At 71.5% G+C, this 18,704-nt stretch carries 20 protein-coding genes; 10 read left to right on the forward strand and 10 right to left on the reverse strand.

Annotated features, from left to right (window positions below; translation table 11 throughout):
* Positions 1 to 7: 7 nt before the first annotated feature.
* Positions 8 to 994 carry a pirin family protein gene (locus NIE111_RS02915; protein WP_238682905.1) on the reverse strand — a complete coding sequence of 329 codons (987 nt, stop codon included), beginning with the start codon at positions 992 to 994 and terminating at the stop codon, positions 8 to 10.
* 10 nt (positions 995 to 1,004) lie between these two features.
* Positions 1,005 to 1,487 carry a MarR family winged helix-turn-helix transcriptional regulator gene (locus NIE111_RS02920; RefSeq protein WP_238682906.1) on the reverse strand — a complete coding sequence of 161 codons (483 nt, stop codon included), beginning with the start codon at positions 1,485 to 1,487 and terminating at the stop codon, positions 1,005 to 1,007.
* A 156-nt stretch (positions 1,488 to 1,643) separates the two neighbouring features.
* Between NIE111_RS02920 and NIE111_RS02925 the strand changes: the two genes are divergently transcribed.
* Positions 1,644 to 2,177, forward strand: a complete 534-nt coding sequence (locus NIE111_RS02925; RefSeq protein ID WP_238682907.1) for a GNAT family N-acetyltransferase — start codon at positions 1,644 to 1,646, stop codon at positions 2,175 to 2,177.
* A 61-nt stretch (positions 2,178 to 2,238) separates the two neighbouring features.
* Here NIE111_RS02925 and NIE111_RS02930 read toward each other — a convergent pair whose 3' ends face one another.
* Entirely contained in the window at positions 2,239 to 2,727 is a 489-nt protein-coding gene (locus NIE111_RS02930) for an FBP domain-containing protein (RefSeq protein WP_238682908.1), read from the reverse strand.
* Between the two features lie 60 nt (positions 2,728 to 2,787).
* Between NIE111_RS02930 and NIE111_RS02935 the strand changes: the two genes are divergently transcribed.
* The 3 genes from NIE111_RS02935 to NIE111_RS02945 all read left to right on the forward strand — a co-directional run bounded on the left by NIE111_RS02935 (position 2,788) and on the right by NIE111_RS02945 (position 4,391).
* The gene (locus NIE111_RS02935) at positions 2,788 to 3,357 is read left to right on the forward strand and encodes a TetR/AcrR family transcriptional regulator (RefSeq protein WP_238682909.1); all 570 of its coding nucleotides are present in this window, start codon (positions 2,788 to 2,790) and stop codon (positions 3,355 to 3,357) included.
* Between the two features lie 33 nt (positions 3,358 to 3,390).
* Positions 3,391 to 3,981: a DUF1684 domain-containing protein gene (locus NIE111_RS02940; RefSeq protein WP_238682910.1), complete on the forward strand. Its 591-nt coding sequence runs from the start codon at positions 3,391 to 3,393 to the stop codon at positions 3,979 to 3,981.
* 92 nt (positions 3,982 to 4,073) lie between these two features.
* Complete coding sequence (locus NIE111_RS02945; protein WP_238682911.1) at positions 4,074 to 4,391, forward strand: DUF6506 family protein; 318 nt, start codon at positions 4,074 to 4,076, stop codon at positions 4,389 to 4,391.
* Positions 4,392 to 4,447: 56 nt separating this feature from the next.
* On the opposite strand, the gene NIE111_RS02950 is transcribed toward NIE111_RS02945, so the two are convergent.
* Positions 4,448 to 5,035, reverse strand: a complete 588-nt coding sequence (locus NIE111_RS02950; RefSeq protein WP_238682912.1) for a YflT domain-containing protein — start codon at positions 5,033 to 5,035, stop codon at positions 4,448 to 4,450.
* 111 nt (positions 5,036 to 5,146) lie between these two features.
* On the opposite strand from NIE111_RS02950, the gene NIE111_RS02955 reads away from it, so the two are divergent.
* The 3 genes from NIE111_RS02955 to NIE111_RS02965 all read left to right on the forward strand — a co-directional run bounded on the left by NIE111_RS02955 (position 5,147) and on the right by NIE111_RS02965 (position 10,640).
* Positions 5,147 to 6,979 carry a glycoside hydrolase family 15 protein gene (locus NIE111_RS02955; RefSeq protein WP_238682913.1) on the forward strand — a complete coding sequence of 611 codons (1,833 nt, stop codon included), beginning with the start codon at positions 5,147 to 5,149 and terminating at the stop codon, positions 6,977 to 6,979.
* A 153-nt stretch (positions 6,980 to 7,132) separates the two neighbouring features.
* Positions 7,133 to 10,009, forward strand: coding sequence for a ricin-type beta-trefoil lectin domain protein (locus tag NIE111_RS02960; RefSeq protein WP_238682914.1), 2,877 nt, complete (start codon positions 7,133 to 7,135; stop codon positions 10,007 to 10,009).
* Positions 10,010 to 10,139: 130 nt separating this feature from the next.
* Positions 10,140 to 10,640 (forward strand): metallophosphoesterase family protein, encoded by a 501-nt coding sequence (locus tag NIE111_RS02965; protein ID WP_238682915.1) that lies wholly within the window; start codon positions 10,140 to 10,142, stop codon positions 10,638 to 10,640.
* 149 nt (positions 10,641 to 10,789) lie between these two features.
* Here the strand turns inward: NIE111_RS02965 and NIE111_RS02970 are convergent, their stop codons facing one another.
* Positions 10,790 to 11,005: a DUF3072 domain-containing protein gene (locus tag NIE111_RS02970; RefSeq protein ID WP_372488274.1), complete on the reverse strand. Its 216-nt coding sequence runs from the start codon at positions 11,003 to 11,005 to the stop codon at positions 10,790 to 10,792.
* A gap of 107 nt (positions 11,006 to 11,112) precedes the next feature.
* Here NIE111_RS02970 and NIE111_RS02975 point away from each other — a divergent pair, with 107 nt between their 5' ends.
* Complete coding sequence (locus tag NIE111_RS02975) at positions 11,113 to 12,051, forward strand: NAD(P)/FAD-dependent oxidoreductase (protein WP_238683026.1); 939 nt, start codon at positions 11,113 to 11,115, stop codon at positions 12,049 to 12,051.
* A gap of 42 nt (positions 12,052 to 12,093) precedes the next feature.
* Here NIE111_RS02975 and NIE111_RS02980 read toward each other — a convergent pair whose 3' ends face one another.
* From NIE111_RS02980 to NIE111_RS02990, 3 genes are all read right to left on the reverse strand, one after another.
* Positions 12,094 to 13,389 carry a cation:proton antiporter gene (locus NIE111_RS02980; RefSeq protein WP_238682916.1) on the reverse strand — a complete coding sequence of 432 codons (1,296 nt, stop codon included), beginning with the start codon at positions 13,387 to 13,389 and terminating at the stop codon, positions 12,094 to 12,096.
* Positions 13,390 to 13,496: 107 nt separating this feature from the next.
* Positions 13,497 to 14,174 carry an HAD family hydrolase gene (locus tag NIE111_RS02985; protein ID WP_238682917.1) on the reverse strand — a complete coding sequence of 226 codons (678 nt, stop codon included), beginning with the start codon at positions 14,172 to 14,174 and terminating at the stop codon, positions 13,497 to 13,499.
* A 25-nt stretch (positions 14,175 to 14,199) separates the two neighbouring features.
* The gene (locus NIE111_RS02990; RefSeq protein WP_238682918.1) at positions 14,200 to 16,338 is read right to left on the reverse strand and encodes an ATP-binding SpoIIE family protein phosphatase; all 2,139 of its coding nucleotides are present in this window, start codon (positions 16,336 to 16,338) and stop codon (positions 14,200 to 14,202) included.
* Between the two features lie 198 nt (positions 16,339 to 16,536).
* Here NIE111_RS02990 and NIE111_RS02995 point away from each other — a divergent pair, with 198 nt between their 5' ends.
* Positions 16,537 to 17,346: a mechanosensitive ion channel family protein gene (locus NIE111_RS02995; protein WP_238682919.1), complete on the forward strand. Its 810-nt coding sequence runs from the start codon at positions 16,537 to 16,539 to the stop codon at positions 17,344 to 17,346.
* Positions 17,347 to 17,415: 69 nt separating this feature from the next.
* Here the strand turns inward: NIE111_RS02995 and NIE111_RS03000 are convergent, their stop codons facing one another.
* A complete protein-coding gene (locus NIE111_RS03000; RefSeq protein ID WP_238682920.1) occupies positions 17,416 to 17,769 on the reverse strand; it encodes a DUF6401 family natural product biosynthesis protein in 354 nt (117 codons plus the stop codon).
* Between the two features lie 162 nt (positions 17,770 to 17,931).
* On the opposite strand from NIE111_RS03000, the gene NIE111_RS03005 reads away from it, so the two are divergent.
* A complete protein-coding gene (locus tag NIE111_RS03005; protein WP_238682921.1) occupies positions 17,932 to 18,381 on the forward strand; it encodes a hypothetical protein in 450 nt (149 codons plus the stop codon).
* On the opposite strand, the gene NIE111_RS03010 is transcribed toward NIE111_RS03005, so the two are convergent.
* Complete coding sequence (locus NIE111_RS03010) at positions 18,378 to 18,587, reverse strand: hypothetical protein (protein WP_210787345.1); 210 nt, start codon at positions 18,585 to 18,587, stop codon at positions 18,378 to 18,380. The two genes, NIE111_RS03005 and NIE111_RS03010, sit on opposite strands and share 4 nt — an antisense overlap.
* Between the last annotated feature and the right edge of the window lie 117 nt (positions 18,588 to 18,704).

The raw sequence follows: 18,704 nt of genomic DNA on the forward strand, positions 1-18,704 counted from the left end.
GCGGTGGTCAGGGCCGGGTGCCCTGGCCGCCGGTGTGCGGGAGCCGCTCGGTGGGGATCACGCCGAGGCGGCCGGCCTGGAAGTCCTCGAACGCCTTGAGCAGCTCGTCCCGGGTGTTCATCACGAACGGACCGTACTGTGCCACCGGCTCCCGGATCGGCTGACCGCCCATGATGTAGAGGTCCAGTGCCGGGGTGTTGCTGTCCTGCGTGGTGTCGGCGCTGAACCGCAGCGCGTCACCCGGGCCGTGCACCGCGAGCTGACCGGTACGCACCGGCCGCCGGTCGGTGCCGACCGTGCCGCGACCGCCCAGCACGTACACCAGGGCGTTGAAGTCGGGTCGCCACGGCAGGTCGACCTGCGCGCCCGGCTGCACCGTGACGTGCGTGATGGTGATCGGGGTGAAGGTCGAACCCGGGCCACGGTGCCCGGCGACCTCGCCGGCGATGACCCGGATCAGCGCGCCACCGTCGGGCGTGGTGAGCAGCGCCGACTCCCGACCCCGGATGTCCTGGTAGCGGGGCGGGTTCATCTTGGCCGAGCGGGGCAGGTTGACCCACAGTTGGGTGCCGTGGAAGAGCCCGCCGCTCATCACCAGGTGCTCCGGCGGCGCCTCGATGTGCAGCAGGCCGCTGCCTGCCGTCATCCACTGGGTGTCGCCGTCGGTGATGGTGCCGCCACCGCCGTTGGAGTCCTGGTGGTCGAAGACGCCGTCGATGATGTACGTGACGGTCTCGAAGCCGCGGTGCGGGTGCCACGGGGTGCCTTTTGGCTCGCCCGGCGCGTAGTCGACCTCGCCCATCTGGTCGAGGTGGATGAACGGGTCCAGGTCGGTGGTCGACACCCCGGCGAAGGCGCGACGGACCGGGAAGCCCTCACCCTCGAAGCCGCTGGGCGCCGTGGTCACGGTGCGGACCGGGCGGATCGTGGTGGCCTCGTCGAGCTGGGGCAGGCGGGGCAGGACGAGGACGTTGTCGACGGTGATCGCGGGCATGTCGAGGCTCCTAGCGTGAGGCGGGGGTGGTCGAGCTGACCCGCGATGCCCGCAGGCGCTCGCCGAGCCGGTCGAAGACCCGGGTGAGGCAGGCGACCTCGGCATCGTCGAGGTCGTCCATGAGATGGGTGCGCACCGACGCCAGATGGTGGGGTGCGGCTTCCCGCAGGGCGAGCAGCCCGGCGGCGGTGAGCACCGCCTCGCTGCCGCGCCGGTCGTCCGGGCAGGGCTCCTTGCTGACCAGGCCACGACGCTGCATGGAGGAGACCTGGTAGGTGAGGCGGCTGGGCGAGAAGATCAACCGGCCGGCCAGCTCGCCCATCCGTAGCCGCTGCCCGGGTGCCTCGGAGAGCAGGACCAGCACGTGGTAGTCGGCGAAGCTGAGGTCGCTGTCGACCCGCAGGTCCTCTTCCAACTGGGTGTAGAGACGCTGGCTGGCCTCGATGTAGGCGCGCCAGGCGGCCTCTCGGGTGCTGTCCAGGCTCTCGGTCATGCCCACGACGATAGCACTCTTTCAAAATTTAAGTACCGATGTTGAAGGTCGTCTGCGTCACTTCCTGGCGTCCGAGCGGCGGATCGTGCAGCTTTGAAGGAAACCTGCGTTAATCCGGCGGCGCGCAGGTCTTGGGTTGTGCCAGACTCCGGCCTCGTGGAACACGTGGAACTCTCCGCCGCCGACCTGTTGCTGCGCCCCTGGCGGGACGAGGACGCCCCGGCGGTGCGCGACGCCCTCCGGGACCCGGCGATCGCCCAGTGGAACCCGCAGGGCGGCGACCCGATCGACGACGAGGTCGCGCTGCTCTGGGTGCGTCGCCGGGCCGACTGGTCCACCGGTGGTCATGCCTCGATGGCTGTCACCGCGGCGGCCGACGGCAAGCTGCTCGGCTCGGTGTCGCTGCACCGCATCCACGACGGCGACGCGTCCATCGGCTACTGGACGGTGCCCGCGGCGCGGGGCCGTCAGGTGGCGGTGCGCGCTGTCGTCCGGCTCACCGACTGGGCGTTCGCGGATCTCGGGCTGCACCGGGTGGAACTGTGTCACGCCGTGGCCAACCCGGCGTCCTGCCGGGTCGCCGACCGCGCCGGCTATCCGGCCGAGGGGACCCTGCGCGAGTCGTACCGGTACGGCGACGGCCGCCGCTACGACGAGCACCTGCACGCCCGCCTGGCCACCGACCGCTAGCCGGAGGCGGGCCGGAGCCCGAACACGCTCCGGCCCCGGCCGCCCAGGTCGTGTCGAACCGTCACTCGGTGACCTTGCGCAGGAACGCCGCGAGGGCGGTCCTGACGCGGTCGATCCGCTCCGGCAGTGGCAGCGGCTCGGGCGCGGGGGGCCCGGCGTGCTTCTTCCCCCGCAGATACAGCGAGCAGGCCAGGTCGGAGCACAGGTACGTGCCCACGGAGTCGCCCTGCCGTCCGCTCGGACCGGCCTTGGGGGCGGTCATCAACGAGACGCCACCACCGAGGTGCGTGGTCAGGCAGAACGAGCACATGCTGTGCCGCACGCGCCCCGTCTGGTGCGTCGCGGCCCGCAGCACCACCCCGGCCAACGTGCCGTCGGTCTCGGCGACCAGGTAGGCCCGCTGCGGCGCGGAGGGATCCCGCCAGCCGAGGAAGTCGAGGTCGTCCCACTGCCGCATTTCAAGATCGTTCGGTACGGCCAGCCGCTTCGCCTCGCCCTTGCTGCAATTGACGAAGGACGCGCGGATGACGGATTCGGTAAGGACCAACATAGGTAGTAGCCTAGCCCTCCTAGGCAAGCGATTATTACCGCTAGGTTTGGAGTGTGCTGCATGGCACGTGCCGGGGTGACCGTCGAGCGCCTGACACTGGCGGCGGCCGAGCTGGCCGACGAGGTGGGCGTGGAGAACGTCACAGTCGCCGCGCTCGCACGCCAGTTCGGGGTGAAGGACGCCAGCCTGTACTTCCACCTCAAGAACGCGCACGACCTGCGGGTCAGGATCGCCCTGCTGGCGCTGGCGGAGCTGGCCGACCGGGTCGCCGCCGCGCTCGCCGGCCGGGCCGGCAAGGACGCGCTGGTGGCCTTCGCCAACGCGTACCGCGACTACGCGCGGGAGCACCCGGGCCGCTACGCCGCCATGCAGATCGACCTCGACCCGGAGACCGCCGCGGCGAGCGCGGGCGTCCGGCACGCCGAGATGACCCGGGCGATCCTGCGCGGCTACCGGCTCTCCGAGCCCGACCAGACCGACGCGGTGCGGATGATGCACAGCACGTTCCACGGGTTCGTGAGCCTGGAGAAGACCGGCGGCTTCCGGCACACGCCGCGCCCCACCGACGACTCCTGGTCCCGCACCCTGGACGCACTCGACGCCGTCCTCACCACCTGGCCGTCGCGCTGAGCTGCCGCAGCACCGGGGCATAGGCTCGGTGGCGTGGATGATCTGGAGCTGGCCGACTGGCGCGAGCGGGTGGCCCGGCTGTACCTGTCCGACGACGACCTGGCCGGCTTCCGGGCCGGCCGCGACGAACTCTTCGCCACCCACCCGCAGAGCCCGATCCCCGTGGCGGAGCGGCAGGACTTCGCCGGCGTGCGCTACTTCCCGCCCAACCCGGAGGCCGTGGTCGAGGCGTCCCTGCGACCGGCCAGCGGTGAGCTGCGCATCGACACCGGCGGCCCGGACGGGGTGATCGCGTACCGGCGGGTGGCGGTTGCCGAGACGTCCTGGGGGCCGCTGACCCTGTGGTGGATCGAGGCGTACGGGGGCGGGTTGTTCGTTCCGCTGCGCGACGGCACCTGCGGGCGGGAGAGCTACGGGGGAGGCCGGTACCTCACCGACACGGTGAAGGGCACCTTCGGTCGGGGCGTGCAGCTGCTGCCCGGCGACCGGGTCCGGCTGGACGCCAACTACCTCTACAACCCGAGCTGTGCCTATGACGACCGCTGGGCCTGCCCGCTGGCGCCACCGGAGAACCGGGTCGACGTGCCGCTGCGGGCCGGCGAACTGGCGTACAAAACCTACTGACCGGCTCGATCCCCGTGCGTCGCGCGGCTTGACCTCAAGTCCCGTTCAACGCCTACGGTCGACGTCACCGATCCGTGCGGGGGAGTGGTCTGATGACTGTCAGCTGGGCGTACATCTACGAGCACCCGGGCAGCGACCCCGTCGCCGACCGGGTCGTGCTGGACCGCGACGGCCAACGCACCTACCTCGTGCCCGTACCCGACCCGGTGATGGCCCCCACCGTGGCGGTGGACCTGCTGGCCGAGGGGGTCGCGCTGATCGAGCTGTGCGGCGGTTTCGCGCTGGCGGCAGCGGCACGGGTGGCCGAGGCCGTCGGCGGGCGGGTGCCGGTCGGGCACGTCACGTTCGCTGTGGACTCGGTGCGCGGCGCCACCCGGTACGGCGAACTGTTCGAGGCTCAGCCCGACTGAACGACGAAACGGCCGCCCGCCCCGGAGTGCTGCCGGGACGGGCGGTCGGTCGTCGGTCAGCGGGCGTTCGCCGCCGAGGTGGGCATCTGCATCCGACCGAGTAGCTGTCGCGCCTGGTCGGCGAGCTGCGCGTCGACGGTCACCGCGTACTGGCCGGCGCGCAGTGAGCTGGCCGAGGTGAAGTCGCGCTGCCCGCCCGTCATGGCGTGCGCGACCGCGCCGAACACGGCACCCCAGATCGCACCGATGACCAGCCCGACCAGGATCACCGCCAGCCAGTTGCCGACGGTGAAGATGCCGAACAACAGGCCGATGAAGAGCCCGAACCAGGCGCCGGTACCGGCGCCGAGCAGACCGGCTCGACCGGTGGTCATTCGCCCGAGCACCGTTTCCACAAGGGCGAGGTTGGTGCCGACGATGGCGCTGTGCTCCACCGGAAAGCGGTTGTCGGCCAGGTAGTCGACGACCCGCTGCGCGGTCGGATAGTCCGGGTACGAGCCGATCGTCACGGTCGGCGGACCAGCCTCCGGCCCGTGGCCGTCCCCGGCCGGTGTCGACAGGCGGCCGGCCGGCCCGGATGGAAGCAGGTCGCCACCCTGTGTGCCGGACCGCCAGGCGGCGGTCGGCCCCGAAGCTGACGTCATGAGCATCCTCCCTCGTCAGCTCGCCGGGTTCCCGTCCAGGCCCACCGGTAACGCGGTCTGCACCGTCGGACAGGAGGGGATTGGGCGCGGGCTGCCCGGGTAGGCAGTCAGGTGGAGAGCGGACAGATCAGCGACTACGGGTTCCTCGCCGACGGCCGCACCGCGGCGCTGGTGGACGCCTCGGGCTCGGTGAACTGGTGGTGCCCCGGCCGGTTCGACGCCCCGTCGGTGTTCGGGCGGCTGCTCGACGACGGCGCGGGGCACTGGTCGATCCGGCCGGAGGCCGATTTCACTGTCGAACGGACCTACCTGAAGGACACCCTGGTGTTGCGGACCGTCTTCCGCACCGCGCAGGGGGAGGTCGCGCTCACCGACGCGCTCGCCTTCGAGCCCGGCTCGCGAGGCCACGACATCGGGATGCACCCACCGCAGGTGCTGGTCCGTAGCGTGCAGGGACTCTCCGGTGCGGTGCCGATGCGGGTGCACTACCGTCCGCGCTTCGAGTACGGGCGCACCATCGCGTACCTGGTCGAGCGTGAGGACATGCTCGAGGCCATCGCCGGGGCCGCGCGGCTCACCTTCCGCAGCAGCGTGCGGTTGGCGTGCGGCGACGACGGCGATGCCGCAGCGACGTTCACCGTCCGCGCCGGCGCGACCCACAACTTCAGTCTCGGGTACGCCCCGACCTACGACGCCCCACTGCCGGAGGTGCCGGACGCCGACCAGACGATCGCCGACACCGTCGCCGGCTGGCGGTCCTGGGCCGCCGAGCACGAGTACCAGGGCCTCTACGCCGAGGAGGTGCGGCGCAGCGGGCTCGTTGTGCAGGGCATGACGTACCGGCCCAGCGGTGCGGTGGTGGCCTCGGTGACCACCTCGTTGCCGGAGAAGCTCGGCGGGGACCGCAACTACGACTACCGCTACGTCTGGGTGCGCGACTTCAGCCACACCCTGCGGGCGTTGTGGCGGTCGGCGTGCTTCGACGAGGTGCGGCGGCAGTTCGCCTGGTTGGGCCGGGCGATGGGCCGAATAGGCGACCAGCCGGTGCCCATCATGTACGGGGTGCTGGGGGAGCGGGACCTCACCGAGCACCGGCTGGACCAGCTCGGCGGTTACCGCGACAGCCCGCCGGTGGTGACCGGCAACGACGCGTGGCGGCAGCGACAGAACGACATCTACGGCGCGGCCATGGACGCCGCCTGGCTGATGCGCGACCAGCTCGAACCGTTCGACCCGGACGTCTACCACCTGCTCCGGGTGCTCGCCGATCAGGCCGAGCAGGACTGGAAACAGCCGGACGCGGGGATGTGGGAGGAGCGTGGAGTGCAACACCACCACGTGTCCTCGAAGGTGGAGTGCTGGGTGGCGCTGGATCGGGCGGTCCGCTTCGGCGACCAGCTCGGCGGGCCGCAGGACCTGGCGCGCTGGACGGCTGCCCGCGACGAGGTGCGCGCGGCGATCCTCGAGCGGGGGTGGAGCGACAGGCTCCAGTCGTACACAGGGATTTTTGATTCCGACGAGCTGGACGCGTCGGTGCTGGTGATGCCGCTGGTGGGATTTGTGCGGGCCGACGACCCTCGGATGCGCTCGACGGTCCGCGCGGTGGAGCGGCGACTGTCACACGACGGCCTGCTGCGACGCTGGGACGGCGACCCCGCGGGCTTCGTCATCTGTTCGTTCTGGCTGGTGAGTTGCCTGGCGTTGGCCGGCGAGCGGGACCGGGCGCACGAGTTGTTTCGCGATCTGGCTGGTCGGGTCAACGACCTGGGCCTGTACGCCGAGCAGATCGACCAGCAGACCGGGGAGCAGTTGGGCAACTTCCCGCAGGCGTTCTCGCACATCGGCCTCATCAATGCCGCCGGTGTGCTCACCGACGTCGAGCAGGACCCGACGTTGCGCGACTGCGGGATGCCCCCGGCGCACTTCACCCCGGCGCGTCGCTGAGGCTGTACTTTCGTGTAAATCTTGACAACTTTCGATCCAACGACGCGAAGTTCTATCGCCTTCCAGTGAAAGACGTTAATGTCCGGGAAACACCGCGGTGCTCCTCCAGTCGGCGGGAGCGGCACCGAGATCCCCCGGACAGCTGGAGGTCTCGTGTCCCGCAATCTGCGTCGACGGCTCGTCAGCGCCACCACACTGCTCACCGTCCTGGTCGCCCTCTGCCTCGTCCCGCAGGCGAGCGTCCTACCGGCAGCCGCGTCCCCGGTCCAGGCCGCCGCCCTCGCGCCGCCCGCCACCGTCGGTTTCGAGAAGGTAGCCCTCGACGGCGGCCTGTCCATGGGTGAACCGATCGAACTGGCCGTCGCACCCGATGGCAAGGTCTTCTACATCAACCGGGGCACCAGTGCCGCCGGTGGGCAGGTCCGCCTCTACAACCCGGCGACCAGGTCCACCACGGTGGCCCTGACCCTGGCGCTGGACGCCCGTTTCGAGGACGGCCTGATCGGCATCACGCTGCACCCGAGCTTCGCGACCAACCGCTGGGTCTACCTCTTCTACTCGCCGAAGGTCACCCCACTGGTCAATCGGATCAGTCGGTTCACCTTCAACCCGTCCACCCTGCTGCTCGACCCCGGCAGCGAGGACGTGCTCATCGAGTGGCCCACCGAACGCGATCTCTGCTGCCACTCGGCCGGCTCGATGAGCTGGGACACCGCCGGCAACCTGTACTTCGCCGTCGGCGACAACACCAACTCCGGCGGCGACTCCGCCGGGATGGCCCCGATCGACGAGCGGACGAACCGCAACGCCCAGTACGACGCCCAGCGCACCTCGGGCAACACCAACGACCTGCGCGGCAAGATCAACCGGATCCACCCGGAGAGCGACGGCAGCTACACCGTCCCCGTCGGCAACCTCTTCGCCGCCGGCACCGCGCGCACGCGCCCGGAGATCTACGTGATGGGCGTGCGCAACCCGTACCGGATCTGGGTGGACCGCACTGCCAACAACACCCTCTACTGGGGGGAGGTCGGCCCGGATGCCGGCACCGACCTCGCCAACCGCGGCCCGGCGGCCTACGACGAGTTCAACCGGGCCAACGGGCCCGGCAACTACGGCTGGCCGTACTGTGGCGGCCCCAACGTCGCCTACAACGACTGGGACTTCGCCACCGCCACACCGCGCGGCTGGTTCCCCTGCGGCGGCTCGACCGGACCGGTCAACAACTCACCCCGCAACACTGGCGTCCAGCAACTTCCGCCGACGAAACCGGCACTGGTCTGGGAGCAGCACGGCGGCAGTGAGGACTGGCCGGCGCTGGACAACCCGGGTGGGTGCGGATCGCCCAACCACGTCGAGGTCTACCACTACGACCCGAACCTCGTCTCGGACGTGAAGTGGCCGGCCTACTACGACAACAAGTGGCTGATCTCCGAGTACTGCCGCAACTGGATCAAGGAGGTCCAGTTCGACAACGGCAACCCGTCCACCGGGTCGCCGACCGTCATCGAGCCGGTGCTCGCCGGCATGAAACTCGTCCACCCGATCGACTGGCAGTTCGGCCCGGACGGTTCGCTCTACCTGCTGGAATACGGCAGCGGCTACTTCTCCGGCGCTGTCGACGCCGGTCTCTACAAGATCAACTATGTCCAGGGTGGCCGGTCGCCGGCTGCCAAGGCCACGGTCAACCGGGACAACGGCCTGGCCCCCCTCTCGGTGACCTTCTCCAGCGCCGGCAGCTCGGACCCGGACGGCGACCCGCTGACGTACGCGTGGGACTTCACCAACAACGGCAGCACCGACTCGACCGCCGCGAACCCGTCCTTCACGTACTCCGCCAACGGCAGCTACAGCGCCCGGCTCACCGTCAACGACGGCACCGGCCGCAGCGCCACCACAGTGGTGTCGGTGGTGGTCGGCAACAACCGGCCGAGCGTCACGTTGACCGGCCTACCCGCCGGCGGGCTCTTCGACTGGGGGCAGGACCTGGCGGTGGGCGCCACGGCCAGTGACCCGCAGGACGGCACGCCGGCCTGCTCGGCGGTGGTCGTCCGGGCCGCGCTGGGCCACCAGGAGCACGCCCACGAGGAGGGGGAGGGGACCGGCTGCGGCGCGACCTTCAACACCGGCCCCGTGCACGCCGGCCCCGACTCGGTGCTGTTCTTCGTCCTGCGGGGCAGCTACACCGATCGCGGCGCGACCGGCTCGGCCGCGCTCACCGGTGAGCAGGAGATCAGCCTCTACCCGAAACAGTGGCAGGCCGAGCACTTCGTCCAGCTCAACGGTCCCAAGGTGATCGACCAGGCGGCGGCCGAGGGTGGCAAGCGGCTGGGTGACGTCCAGAACGGTGAGAGCGTCCGGCACCACGCGGTGAGCCTCAAGGGAATCACCGGCGTCCGGGCTCGCGTTTCCTCCGGCGGCCCCGGCGGCACCCTCTCCTTCCGGTACGACTCACCGACCGGCACCGAGGTCGCCCGGATCGCGGTGCCGAACACCGGCGGCTGGGACAACTACACCGAACTGAGCGCCACGGTGACCAAGCCCGACGACGGCACCCACGACCTGTACCTGGTCGTCACCGGCGGCAGCGGGGCGTTGCTGGACGTGGACAGCTACACCTTCACCGGCCCGGGCGTCGGCACCGGTGGGGCACGCACCGGTGAGGTCAAGGCCCTCGGCAAGTGCGCGGACATCGCCTCCAGCCAGACCGCGAACGGCACCAAGGTGCAGACCTGGACCTGCAACGGCACCGCCGCCCAGCGCTGGACCCTGCCCGGCGACGGCACGGTGCGGGGGCTCGCCAAGTGCCTGGACGTGAAGGCGAGCGGCACCACCGACGGCACCCTCGTGCAGCTCTACGACTGCAACGGCAGCGGGGCCCAGCAGTGGGCCGCCCAGTCGGACGGCAGCCTGCGCAACCCCCAGTCCGGTCGTTGCCTGGACATCCCCAACTCGGATCTCACCGACGGTCGACAACTGCGGATCTGGACCTGCAACGGCACCGGGGCGCAACGCTGGACCCTGCCGTGACCGCCCCCTGACCGGCTCGGCTCCCGTACCCGGGCGTCGATGACGCACGGGGCCGGGCGGCGGAGGCGGAGCCCGGCCGCCCACCCACGTCCCCCGGGTGGGCGGCCGGGACTCGGGGCACAATGCCGGTATGCGGCTGGTGCTCACGGCGGACACCCACGTACCGAAGCGGGCCCGGGACCTACCCGGGCCCCTCTGGGCTGCCATCGAGGCGGCCGACGTGGTGGTGCACGCCGGCGACTGGGTGGACGAGGCGTTGCTCGACGCCATGACAGCGCGGTCGCGCCGACTGATCGGGGTGTACGGCAACAACGACGGCCCGGCGCTGCGCGCCCGGCTGCCGGAGGTGGCCCGGGTGGAGCTGGACGGCCTGCGGATGGCGGTGGTGCACGAGACCGGTCAACGGACCGGCCGGGAGAATCGGTGCGCGGCCCGCTTTCCCGACGTGGACCTGCTGGTGTTCGGGCATTCGCACATCCCCTGGGACACCGAGGTGCCCGGTGGGCTGCGCCTGCTCAACCCCGGCTCACCCACCGACCGCCGCTCCCAACCCCACGCCACCTACCTCACCGCCGAGGTGCACACCGGCACCCTCACCAAGGTCCACCTACACCACCTACCCCGCCCCTGACCCGCCCAGCCCGGCCCCGCCGCGGCCCCGGCCCGGCCCCGCCCCGCCCCGCCCGGCCCCGGCCCCGGCGATCTTGCACTTGCTGTCGTCGAATTGCGCCTTGTGTGTCGTTTCGTCGCGACAGAAAGTGCAAGATCGCGCGGGGGGTCCTACTGGCCTCGGCCCGTTTCGGCCTGGAGCTCGTCGATGCGCTTGGACGCCTCGGCCTTGGTCAGGTCGTCCGGGAGGTCGGCATGAGCCTCCCGGGCCAGCGTGCTCAGGTACGACTCCTGGGCGGCGGTCGGCGGCTCGTCCCCGGTGACCCACTCGTCCGGGTCCTTGATCGCGGGGTTCTGGTCGGCCTGCTCAATGCGGCGATCCGTCATCATCATCACCCTTCCTTTCGAACAGGTGTGCCAGTACCCCGATCGTCGGTGGTTCATGCCCGAACGCCGCCACCTACGATCATCTGATGACGGAGGACCGGTCGAGCGTGGTGGTGGTCGGGGCGGGCATCGCCGGGGTGGCCTGTGCGGTCGAGTTGACCCGGGCCGGGGTGCCGGTGCAGGTCCGGGAGCGGGGGCACGTCCGCGGTGGCCGGATGGCCAGCAAACGCTTCCAGGGCCGGCCCGCGGACATCGGCGCCGCCTACTTCACCGCCACCGACCCGGACTTCGCCGCGCTGGTCGAGCAGTGGCGTGCCGCCGGGCTGGTCCGCGAATGGACCGACACCTTCCAGGCGTACGACCGGAGTGGGAACCACGAGGTGCCCGGGCCGATGCGCTTCGCCGCCCCCGGTGGGCTGCGCTCGTTGGTCGAGCACCTGGCCGACGCGGTACCGGTGACCGTCGACAGGCTGGTGCTCACAGTGGAACCCGGCCCGGTCGTCGACGGGCAGCCGTGTGCGGCGGTCGCCCTGGCCATGCCGGGTCCGCAGGCCGCCCTACTGCTCGACCCGGCCCTGACCGACGCCACCCGGGTCGTGCAGGCGCAACGCTGGTCGCCGTCGCTGGCCGCGGTACTGCGCTTCCCGACCCGGCGCTGGCCGGACTTCCGGGGCGCGTTCGTCAACGAGCACCCGGTCCTCAACCTCGTCTGCGACGACGGCGACCGGCGCGGTGACGGCGCGCCGGTGCTGGTCGCGCACACCGTGCCGGAGTTCGCGGCCGGGCACCTGGCCCAACCCACCGGGGCCGGCCCGGCGATCGAGCAGGCCGTCCGGGACCTGCTCGGGCTGCCCGAGCAGGCCGTCGACGTGCACGTGCACCGCTGGACGTACGCGAAGCCGACCACCGACGCCGGCGGCGCCACCCACCACCTCGACGCCGACGGAATCGGCCTGGCCGGCGACGCGTTCGGCAAGCCCCGGGTGCAGAGCGCCTGGCGCTCCGGCCGGGACCTGGGCCGTGCGCTGGCCGCCCGCCTGGCCTGAGTCACCCACTCAGGCATGCCCGCTCGGCCCGGGGCCACCCGCTCAGGTGTGACCGGCGGCCGCGACGGGGCGGGCGTCGGCGTCGCGCTCGGCCGGGTCGGAGGTCCGCTCCCCCTCCCGGTCCAGCAGTTGCATGACCGGGGTCGCCGTGATGCCGTGCACCACGACGGAGACGAGCACCACCAGCCCGACGGTCGCCCAGAGCAGCTCGGCCTGCGGGAAGTCGGCCTTGGTGGTGGCGTACGCGAGGTAGTAGAACGAGCCGACGCCACGAATGCCGAACAAGGAGATGACCCAGTGCTCGGCCGGGCGTCCGGGAGCGCCACGCAACGACAACCAGCCGATCAGCGGCCGCACCAGGAACACCAGCGCCAGCCCGACGGCGGCCGCCGGCCAGGTCAGCGGGCCCAGCAGACCACCCACTATCGCGCCGCCCAGCAGCAGCAACAGCACCAGGGTGAGCAGCCGTTCGACCTGCTCGGCGAAGTCGTGCAGCACCGAGTGGAACTCGTGGGTCCGTTCGGCGGCCCGAATGGCCCGGGCGGCCACGAACACCGCCAGGAAGCCGTACCCGCCGACCACCTCCACCAGCCCGTACGCCAGGAACGTGGCAGCCAGCGCCAGGAAGCCCTCGGCGTGCCGGGCCAGCCGCAGCTCGCTGGGCGCGCGGAAGAACAGCTTGCCGAGCAGCCAGCCGATGAGCAGGCCACCGCCGACGCCGATGCTGATCTTCCAGAGGACGTCCACCGTGAACCACTCGGCCAACCAGTCGCTCGGGGCGAGGCTGGTCGAGGCGATGGCGATGGCCGCGTAGACGAACGGGAACGCCAGCCCGTCGTTCAGGCCGGCCTCGGAGGTCAACGCGAAGCGGACCTCGTCCTCGGAATCCTCCACGTCGGTCGGCTCACCGACCTGCACGTCGGCGGCGAGCACCGGGTCGGTGGGTGCCAGCGCGGCGCCCAACAACAGCGCGGCGGCCGGCACCAGCCCCGCCCACCACCAGCCGAGCAGGGCCACCGCCGCGATGCACAGGGGCATCGCGATCGCCAGCAGCCGCCAGGTGGACGACCACCGCCGCCAACTCAACGGCCGGTCGATCTTCAACCCGGCACCCATCAGCGCGACGATCACCCCGATCTCGGTGAGGTGGGTGGTCAGCTCCGGGTGGGCCAGGGGGTCCGGCGACGGCAGCCCGACCGGCAGAAGGAACACCAGCATGCCGAGGGCGAGGAAGGCGATGGGCATGGACAGCGGGCGCCTATCCAGCACCCGCGGCAGGATGCCCGCGAGCAGGGCGCCCAGGCCCACCAGCGCGAACGCCACATCTACCGGCTCCACGGCACCACCTTTCCGGCCGCACCCGCGAGGTGCGGGCAGGTGGTGACAGTCCTTGCCCCGCAAGGGCTCCGGCTATGCGCGTCAGTGCCGGTGGACCCGAGTGATTCTCACCGGGGTCGGGCGAGCGGCGAGTCCGCCAACTCGTGCAGCAGCGCGGCCGGGTCGTCGTACACCGCCACGGCACCCGCGCCGGCGAGCTCGCCGCGGCTGGTGCCACCGCAGGTCAGGCCCACGCACGGAATGTTCAGCTTGCCGGCCGCGGCGACGTCCCACACCGAGTCGCCGACGAAGACCACCCGCTCGGCGGCCAACCCGGACTGCTCCAACGCGGCGATGAGGATGTCCGGGGCCGGCTTGCTCTGCTGGGCGTCCGCGGAGGAGGTGATCGTGTCGATCACGTCATCGGCGGCCAGCGCCCGACGAAGCGCGCCCACCTCGGGTTCCGAGGCGGAGGTGGCCAGCACGACCCGCAACCCCCGATCGGCGCAGGCCCGCAACAGGTCGGCCGCCCGGGGTAGCGGTGTGAGCCGTTCCCAGTACTCGGCGTAGAGGGTGTCGTGCGCGTCGCGCAGCTTCGAGTCGGCGTCGCGGTCCCGCTCCGGGCCGAGGAGATGATCCAGGAGTTTGTCCGAACCCATCCCGATCGAACGGTGCACCACCGCCATCGGCACCGGTTGATCGGTCTGGCGTAACGCCTCCCACCAGCTCACCGTGTGCAGGTAGGTGGTGTCGACAAGGGTGCCGTCGACATCGAAGAGGACCCCGGCGGGCCGGTCGGTAGCCATGGGCGTCCTCCTACCCTCGGGCGGCTCAGGGAAGCGCGGCGGGCGGCGTGAGGATCTCGAACCAGACCGTGGAGCCCCGGACCGACGGGTCGGTGCCCCAGGCGTCGCTGAGCTCCTCGATCAGGCCGAGGCCGCGCCCGCGACTGCTCAACGTGTCGGTACGGGCCCGGGTCACGGTCCCTCGGGTGCCGGAATCCGCTACCGAGACGAGCAGCCGTTCGGCGCTGAGGTCGATCTCCACGCGGGCGGCCGTGCCGGCGTGCAGCAACGCGTTGGTGGTCAGCTCGCTGGTGCAGAGCACCGCCGCCCCGATCACCGACTCGGGCACCTGCCACTCGGTGAGCTGGCCGGTCAGCCAGTGCCGGACCCGGCTCGGCGCTGTCGGCTCGGCGGGCACCTCCATGCTCGCCGAACGACTCGGTTTGAGCGCGTGCTCGACCGCCAGCACTGCCACGTCGTCCTCCGTGCCGCCCGGGACCGCCGCGGTGGCCACCGCGCAGAGCGCGCGGGGGTCGCCGCTGCCGGCCTTCGCGATGGCGTCGCTCAGCGTGGCCAGCCCGGCGCTCAGGCTCTGCCGGCGACGCTCCACCACCCCGTCGCTGAACAGCAGCAGGGTGTCGCCGGGGCGGAACGGGACGGTCGTGGTGCCCGGCCGGCCGCCCAACCCCAGCGGCGGCCCGGCCGGGACGTCGACGTACTCGGCGTGGAACCGACCATCCGGGTCACCGCGGCGGATCAACGGCGCGGGGTGACCGGCGCTGGACAGGGTCAGCTCCCGCCGCTCCGCGTCGATCACCCCGAACGCCACAGTGACGAACAGCTCGTGGGTGCCGGCCTCCGCGCCGAGGCTGGTCACCAGCCGGTCCAGGCCGGCCAGGACCGCGTCGGGCGTCGGGTCGGCCAGGGCCAGAGCGCGCAACGCCGCCCGGACCTGCCCCATCCGCGCGGCGGCCTGCACGTCGTGCCCGGCGACGTCGCCCAGCACCACGCCGAGTGAGCCGTCGGGCAGCAGGAACGCGTCGTAGAAGTCACCGCCGGCCGCGTTGCCGTCCACGCCCGGGTCGTAGCGCGCCGCGATCCGCAACCGGGGTAGATCCGGCAGGTGCTCCGGCAACATGCTGCGCTGCAACAGTTGGGCAGTGCCGTGCTGCGTCTCGAACCGGCGGGCCCGCTCGGCGGCCTGGCCGATCAGCTCGGCCGAGGCGGCCAGCAGCGCCCGCTCGGCGGGGGACCAGGTGTGCGGAACCTGGTAGCCGACCGCCAGCCCGCCGCGGACCACCGAGGTGCCCAGCGGCAGGGCCGCCACCGCGCGGACCTTCTGGTCGTGGCGGTCCACGGCGGTGTCCCGCAGCGGCTGCCCGTCGCGGGTGAACGACGGGGCGCCGGAGCGGGCCGCCTGCACCACCGGGGCCGACCAGTCCGCCGGTGCGCGCCGCCAGAGCGGGGGAAGCCGCTCGTCGGCCTCGTCCAACAACTCGCCACGGACCCGACGCACCATGCGCCAGCCGCCGCCGCCCTCGTCGACAGCGAACGAGGCCTGGTCGGGGTCGAACGTGGTGATCGCGTACCGCAGCGCCACCCGGGCCACGTCGTCGAGGGTGAGGGTGCCGGCGAGCGCCGCGGCCACCTCGCTGAGGCTCTGCAACTGCTCGGTGACGTGGGTGGTCTCGGCCGCGACAGTCAGCACGCCGACGATCTGCCCGGCGCTGTCGCGCACCGGTGAGTAGCCCCGGGTGAAGACCGCCTGCTCCACCGTCGCGGAGTGCCCACGGACCAGCGGCAGGGTGGACTCCTTCTCCAGGAAGGGCTCGCCCTGCCGGTAGCAGCGCTCGATCACCGCGCCGACGCCGGGCAGCGCCCAGATCTCCGCGAACACCTCGGCGGCCGGACGGCCGAGGGCGCTCGGGTGCTTGGTGCCCAGCAGTTCGGCGTAGCCGGCGTTGTAGAGCAGGACGAGATCGTCGCCGTACGCCAGGGCCATCGGCATCGGCGAGGCGAGGACCAGCTCCACCACTGCCTGGAGGGCGACGTCCCAGTCGTCGGCCGGGCCCAGCGGGGTGTTGGCCCAGTCGTGGGCGAGCACGCCGACGGCCGGGCCGGACCCGGTGGGTCTGCCCGGGCCCGGAGTTGCTGGTGTGGGGACCCGCCCGACCGTTCCTGGCATGTTCGCAGCCTAGTCGGCCGACCGGAAAAGGCATCCGACCACGGCGTCCGGCCGTCGCCGAGTCCCTCGCGGTGGCCGTTCGGGCAGTTCAGGGCCCCTGTCCGGAGGTCTGTCGGGAAAAACGCCGCGCGCTGCGCGGAGTGCCGGACCGGTTGCCGGGTATGCGCCCGGCGCAGTCCATGCGACAGGAGGGACATCATGCTGAAAACCCTCGCGGTCCGGCAGGCCGACATCGGCGATGCCATCGCCGACACCTGGAGGTCGGTGCTGCTCTTCATCCCGAAGGCAGTGGCCTTCATCGTCATCCTCGTGGTCGGCTGGCTCATCGCCAGAGCCGTCCTCAAAATCGTGGATACGGTGCTGGAACGGGTGCGCTTCGACCAGGCGGTCGAACGCGGTGGCATCAAACGGGCCCTGGAGAGAACGAAGTACGACGCCAGCGACATCCTGGCCAGACTGGCGTACTACGCCGTACTGCTGTTCACGCTGCAGTTCGCCTTCGGAGTCTGGGGACCCAACGCGATCAGTGACCTGATCAGCGGCGTGGTGGCCTGGCTGCCGCGGGCGTTCATCGCGATCGTCATCGTGGTGGTGGCGGCCGCGATCGCCAACGCTGTCCGGGATCTGGTCACCGGGGCGCTGGGAGGGCTCTCGTACGGCAAGGTCCTGGCCGATCTGACGGCGATCTTCATCATCGCGCTCGGTGTGATCGCCGCCCTCAACCAGGTGGGTATCGCCACCACGGTGACGACTCCGGTGCTGATCGCGGTGCTCGCCACTGTGGCCGGCATCCTGATCGTCGGCGTCGGCGGTGGTCTCGTGAAGCCGATGCAGAACCGCTGGGACGGCTGGTTGCAGCGGGCGGCCCAGGAGGCTCGGGCGGTGCAGCAGCAACGTCAGGCCGCGTCGGCCGGGCGTAGCGACGTGGAGCGGCAGATGGCCGACCGCGGGGGTGACCGCACCCAGGCCATGCCTCGGGTGGACGAAGCCCAGCAGTACCGCTCGTAGCGGGCGGAACGGCACGACGGGTGGGGAGGGTGTTCCGCGTACGACGGCGGGGTGCCCTCCCCTCGCGTGTCAGTGCCGATCGAGTGCGCGAGCCAGCGCGCAGACCGCGACGAGGCGGGTGAGCAGCCACTCCGGCTGGCTCCAGTCCACCGACCCGCTGGGTGGCGTCCACCCGTGCTCCAGGGCGGCGGCGCGCACCCCCTCCGCGTAGCCGGCGAGCGCCGCGGCGCTCAGCGGCGTGCGGTCGCCGTCGAGGCTGTCCCGGACGGCCGCCGCATGCTGGTCGACGAGGGCCAGCAGGCCCGGGCGCGCGGCGGCGGCGGCGAGCCCGACAGTGCCCACGGAGACGGTGAGGGCGGCCAGGGTGGACCGCGCCGAGTCGACGGCGGTACGGGAGGCGACCCGGTTGAACGGCACACGCATGGTGACCGAGGCTAACCGACCAGTGACCGTGTCGACCTCGTCCGCTCGGCGGATGTCGGGTGCGCCACTGAGGCGGTCGACGCTGGCCTGGGGGATTGATCCGGCACAGACGGGGCAGCAGGAGAACACCCAGGAATGACGGCACCCGGCACGGAGGCACGGATGGGACAGCAGGTGGACGGACCCGACGAGCGGCACCGGCGGCCGGACGGCGTCAGCGACGCGACGATCGCCGCGCTCGGCAAGCTCAGCGAGGCGCTGGAGTGTGTGGAGCGGGCCCGGGGGCACCTCTACTCGGTGCACCAGTTGATCGGCCACGCCGACCTGATGCTCGACGACGCGGTGGAGCAGTTTCGCGCCGCCGGGCATCCGCACCTCGCCGACCGGATCGCCACTGAGCTACGCGGCCGCAACGTCATCGCCGGACGGTGGACGTTTCAGATCGTCGAGGACTTCGACGACGGCTACCACGCGCTGTTCCGCGAGTTGGACCAGCAGGCCCGCGACGAGTTGGTGGGTGGGCGGCGCCACCTCTACGAGGCGGAGATGAAGGAACGCCGCCGGAGCCGGGGCCGGCCGGGCCACGAGGCCCGGCCGGGTGGCGAGGGCTAGTCGCTTGTCGCGTCGGCCGGGCGACGCCGTGCCGCGTCGTCAGCGATGATCACGGTGGCCACCATCAGCGCGACGCAGAGGCTGAACAGCCACGACTCGTCGGCGACGAGCCAGGCGGACACGGGTGCCTGGAGCGCGGCGAGCAGGAAGCCGAGCCAGGCGAGTTTGCGCTGACGCGTGGAGAGGATTCCGGAGCCTTGATGCATCCCGAAATTCTTACGCGAACCGGCCGGCTTGCCGTCCTCCGATCGGCCGATTCTGGATGAGCTGTCCGTTTTCTCGACCGTACGGACACGACTTCTTTGCGCCGCGAGCGATCGGGT

The sequence above is a fragment of the Micromonospora hortensis genome, from assembly GCF_022230935.1.
GTDB classification, from domain to species: domain Bacteria; phylum Actinomycetota; class Actinomycetes; order Mycobacteriales; family Micromonosporaceae; genus Micromonospora; species Micromonospora hortensis.

Coding starts and splice junctions, on each gene's coding strand:
- NIE111_RS02970 (WP_372488274.1), bottom strand. CDS start 11,005: ATGACGGATCGCCGCATTGAGCAGGCCGACCAGAACCCCGCGATCAAG.
- NIE111_RS02915 (WP_238682905.1), bottom strand. CDS start 994: ATGCCCGCGATCACCGTCGACAACGTCCTCGTCCTGCCCCGCCTGCCC.
- NIE111_RS02950 (WP_238682912.1), bottom strand. CDS start 5,035: ATGACGTCAGCTTCGGGGCCGACCGCCGCCTGGCGGTCCGGCACACAG.
- NIE111_RS02920 (WP_238682906.1), bottom strand. CDS start 1,487: ATGACCGAGAGCCTGGACAGCACCCGAGAGGCCGCCTGGCGCGCCTAC.
- NIE111_RS02985 (WP_238682917.1), bottom strand. CDS start 14,174: ATGGCTACCGACCGGCCCGCCGGGGTCCTCTTCGATGTCGACGGCACC.
- NIE111_RS02965 (WP_238682915.1), top strand. CDS start 10,140: ATGCGGCTGGTGCTCACGGCGGACACCCACGTACCGAAGCGGGCCCGG.
- NIE111_RS02935 (WP_238682909.1), top strand. CDS start 2,788: ATGGCACGTGCCGGGGTGACCGTCGAGCGCCTGACACTGGCGGCGGCC.
- NIE111_RS03010 (WP_210787345.1), bottom strand. CDS start 18,587: ATGCATCAAGGCTCCGGAATCCTCTCCACGCGTCAGCGCAAACTCGCC.
- NIE111_RS02945 (WP_238682911.1), top strand. CDS start 4,074: ATGACTGTCAGCTGGGCGTACATCTACGAGCACCCGGGCAGCGACCCC.
- NIE111_RS03000 (WP_238682920.1), bottom strand. CDS start 17,769: ATGCGTGTGCCGTTCAACCGGGTCGCCTCCCGTACCGCCGTCGACTCG.
- NIE111_RS02995 (WP_238682919.1), top strand. CDS start 16,537: ATGCTGAAAACCCTCGCGGTCCGGCAGGCCGACATCGGCGATGCCATC.
- NIE111_RS02930 (WP_238682908.1), bottom strand. CDS start 2,727: ATGTTGGTCCTTACCGAATCCGTCATCCGCGCGTCCTTCGTCAATTGC.
- NIE111_RS03005 (WP_238682921.1), top strand. CDS start 17,932: ATGGGACAGCAGGTGGACGGACCCGACGAGCGGCACCGGCGGCCGGAC.
- NIE111_RS02990 (WP_238682918.1), bottom strand. CDS start 16,338: ATGCCAGGAACGGTCGGGCGGGTCCCCACACCAGCAACTCCGGGCCCG.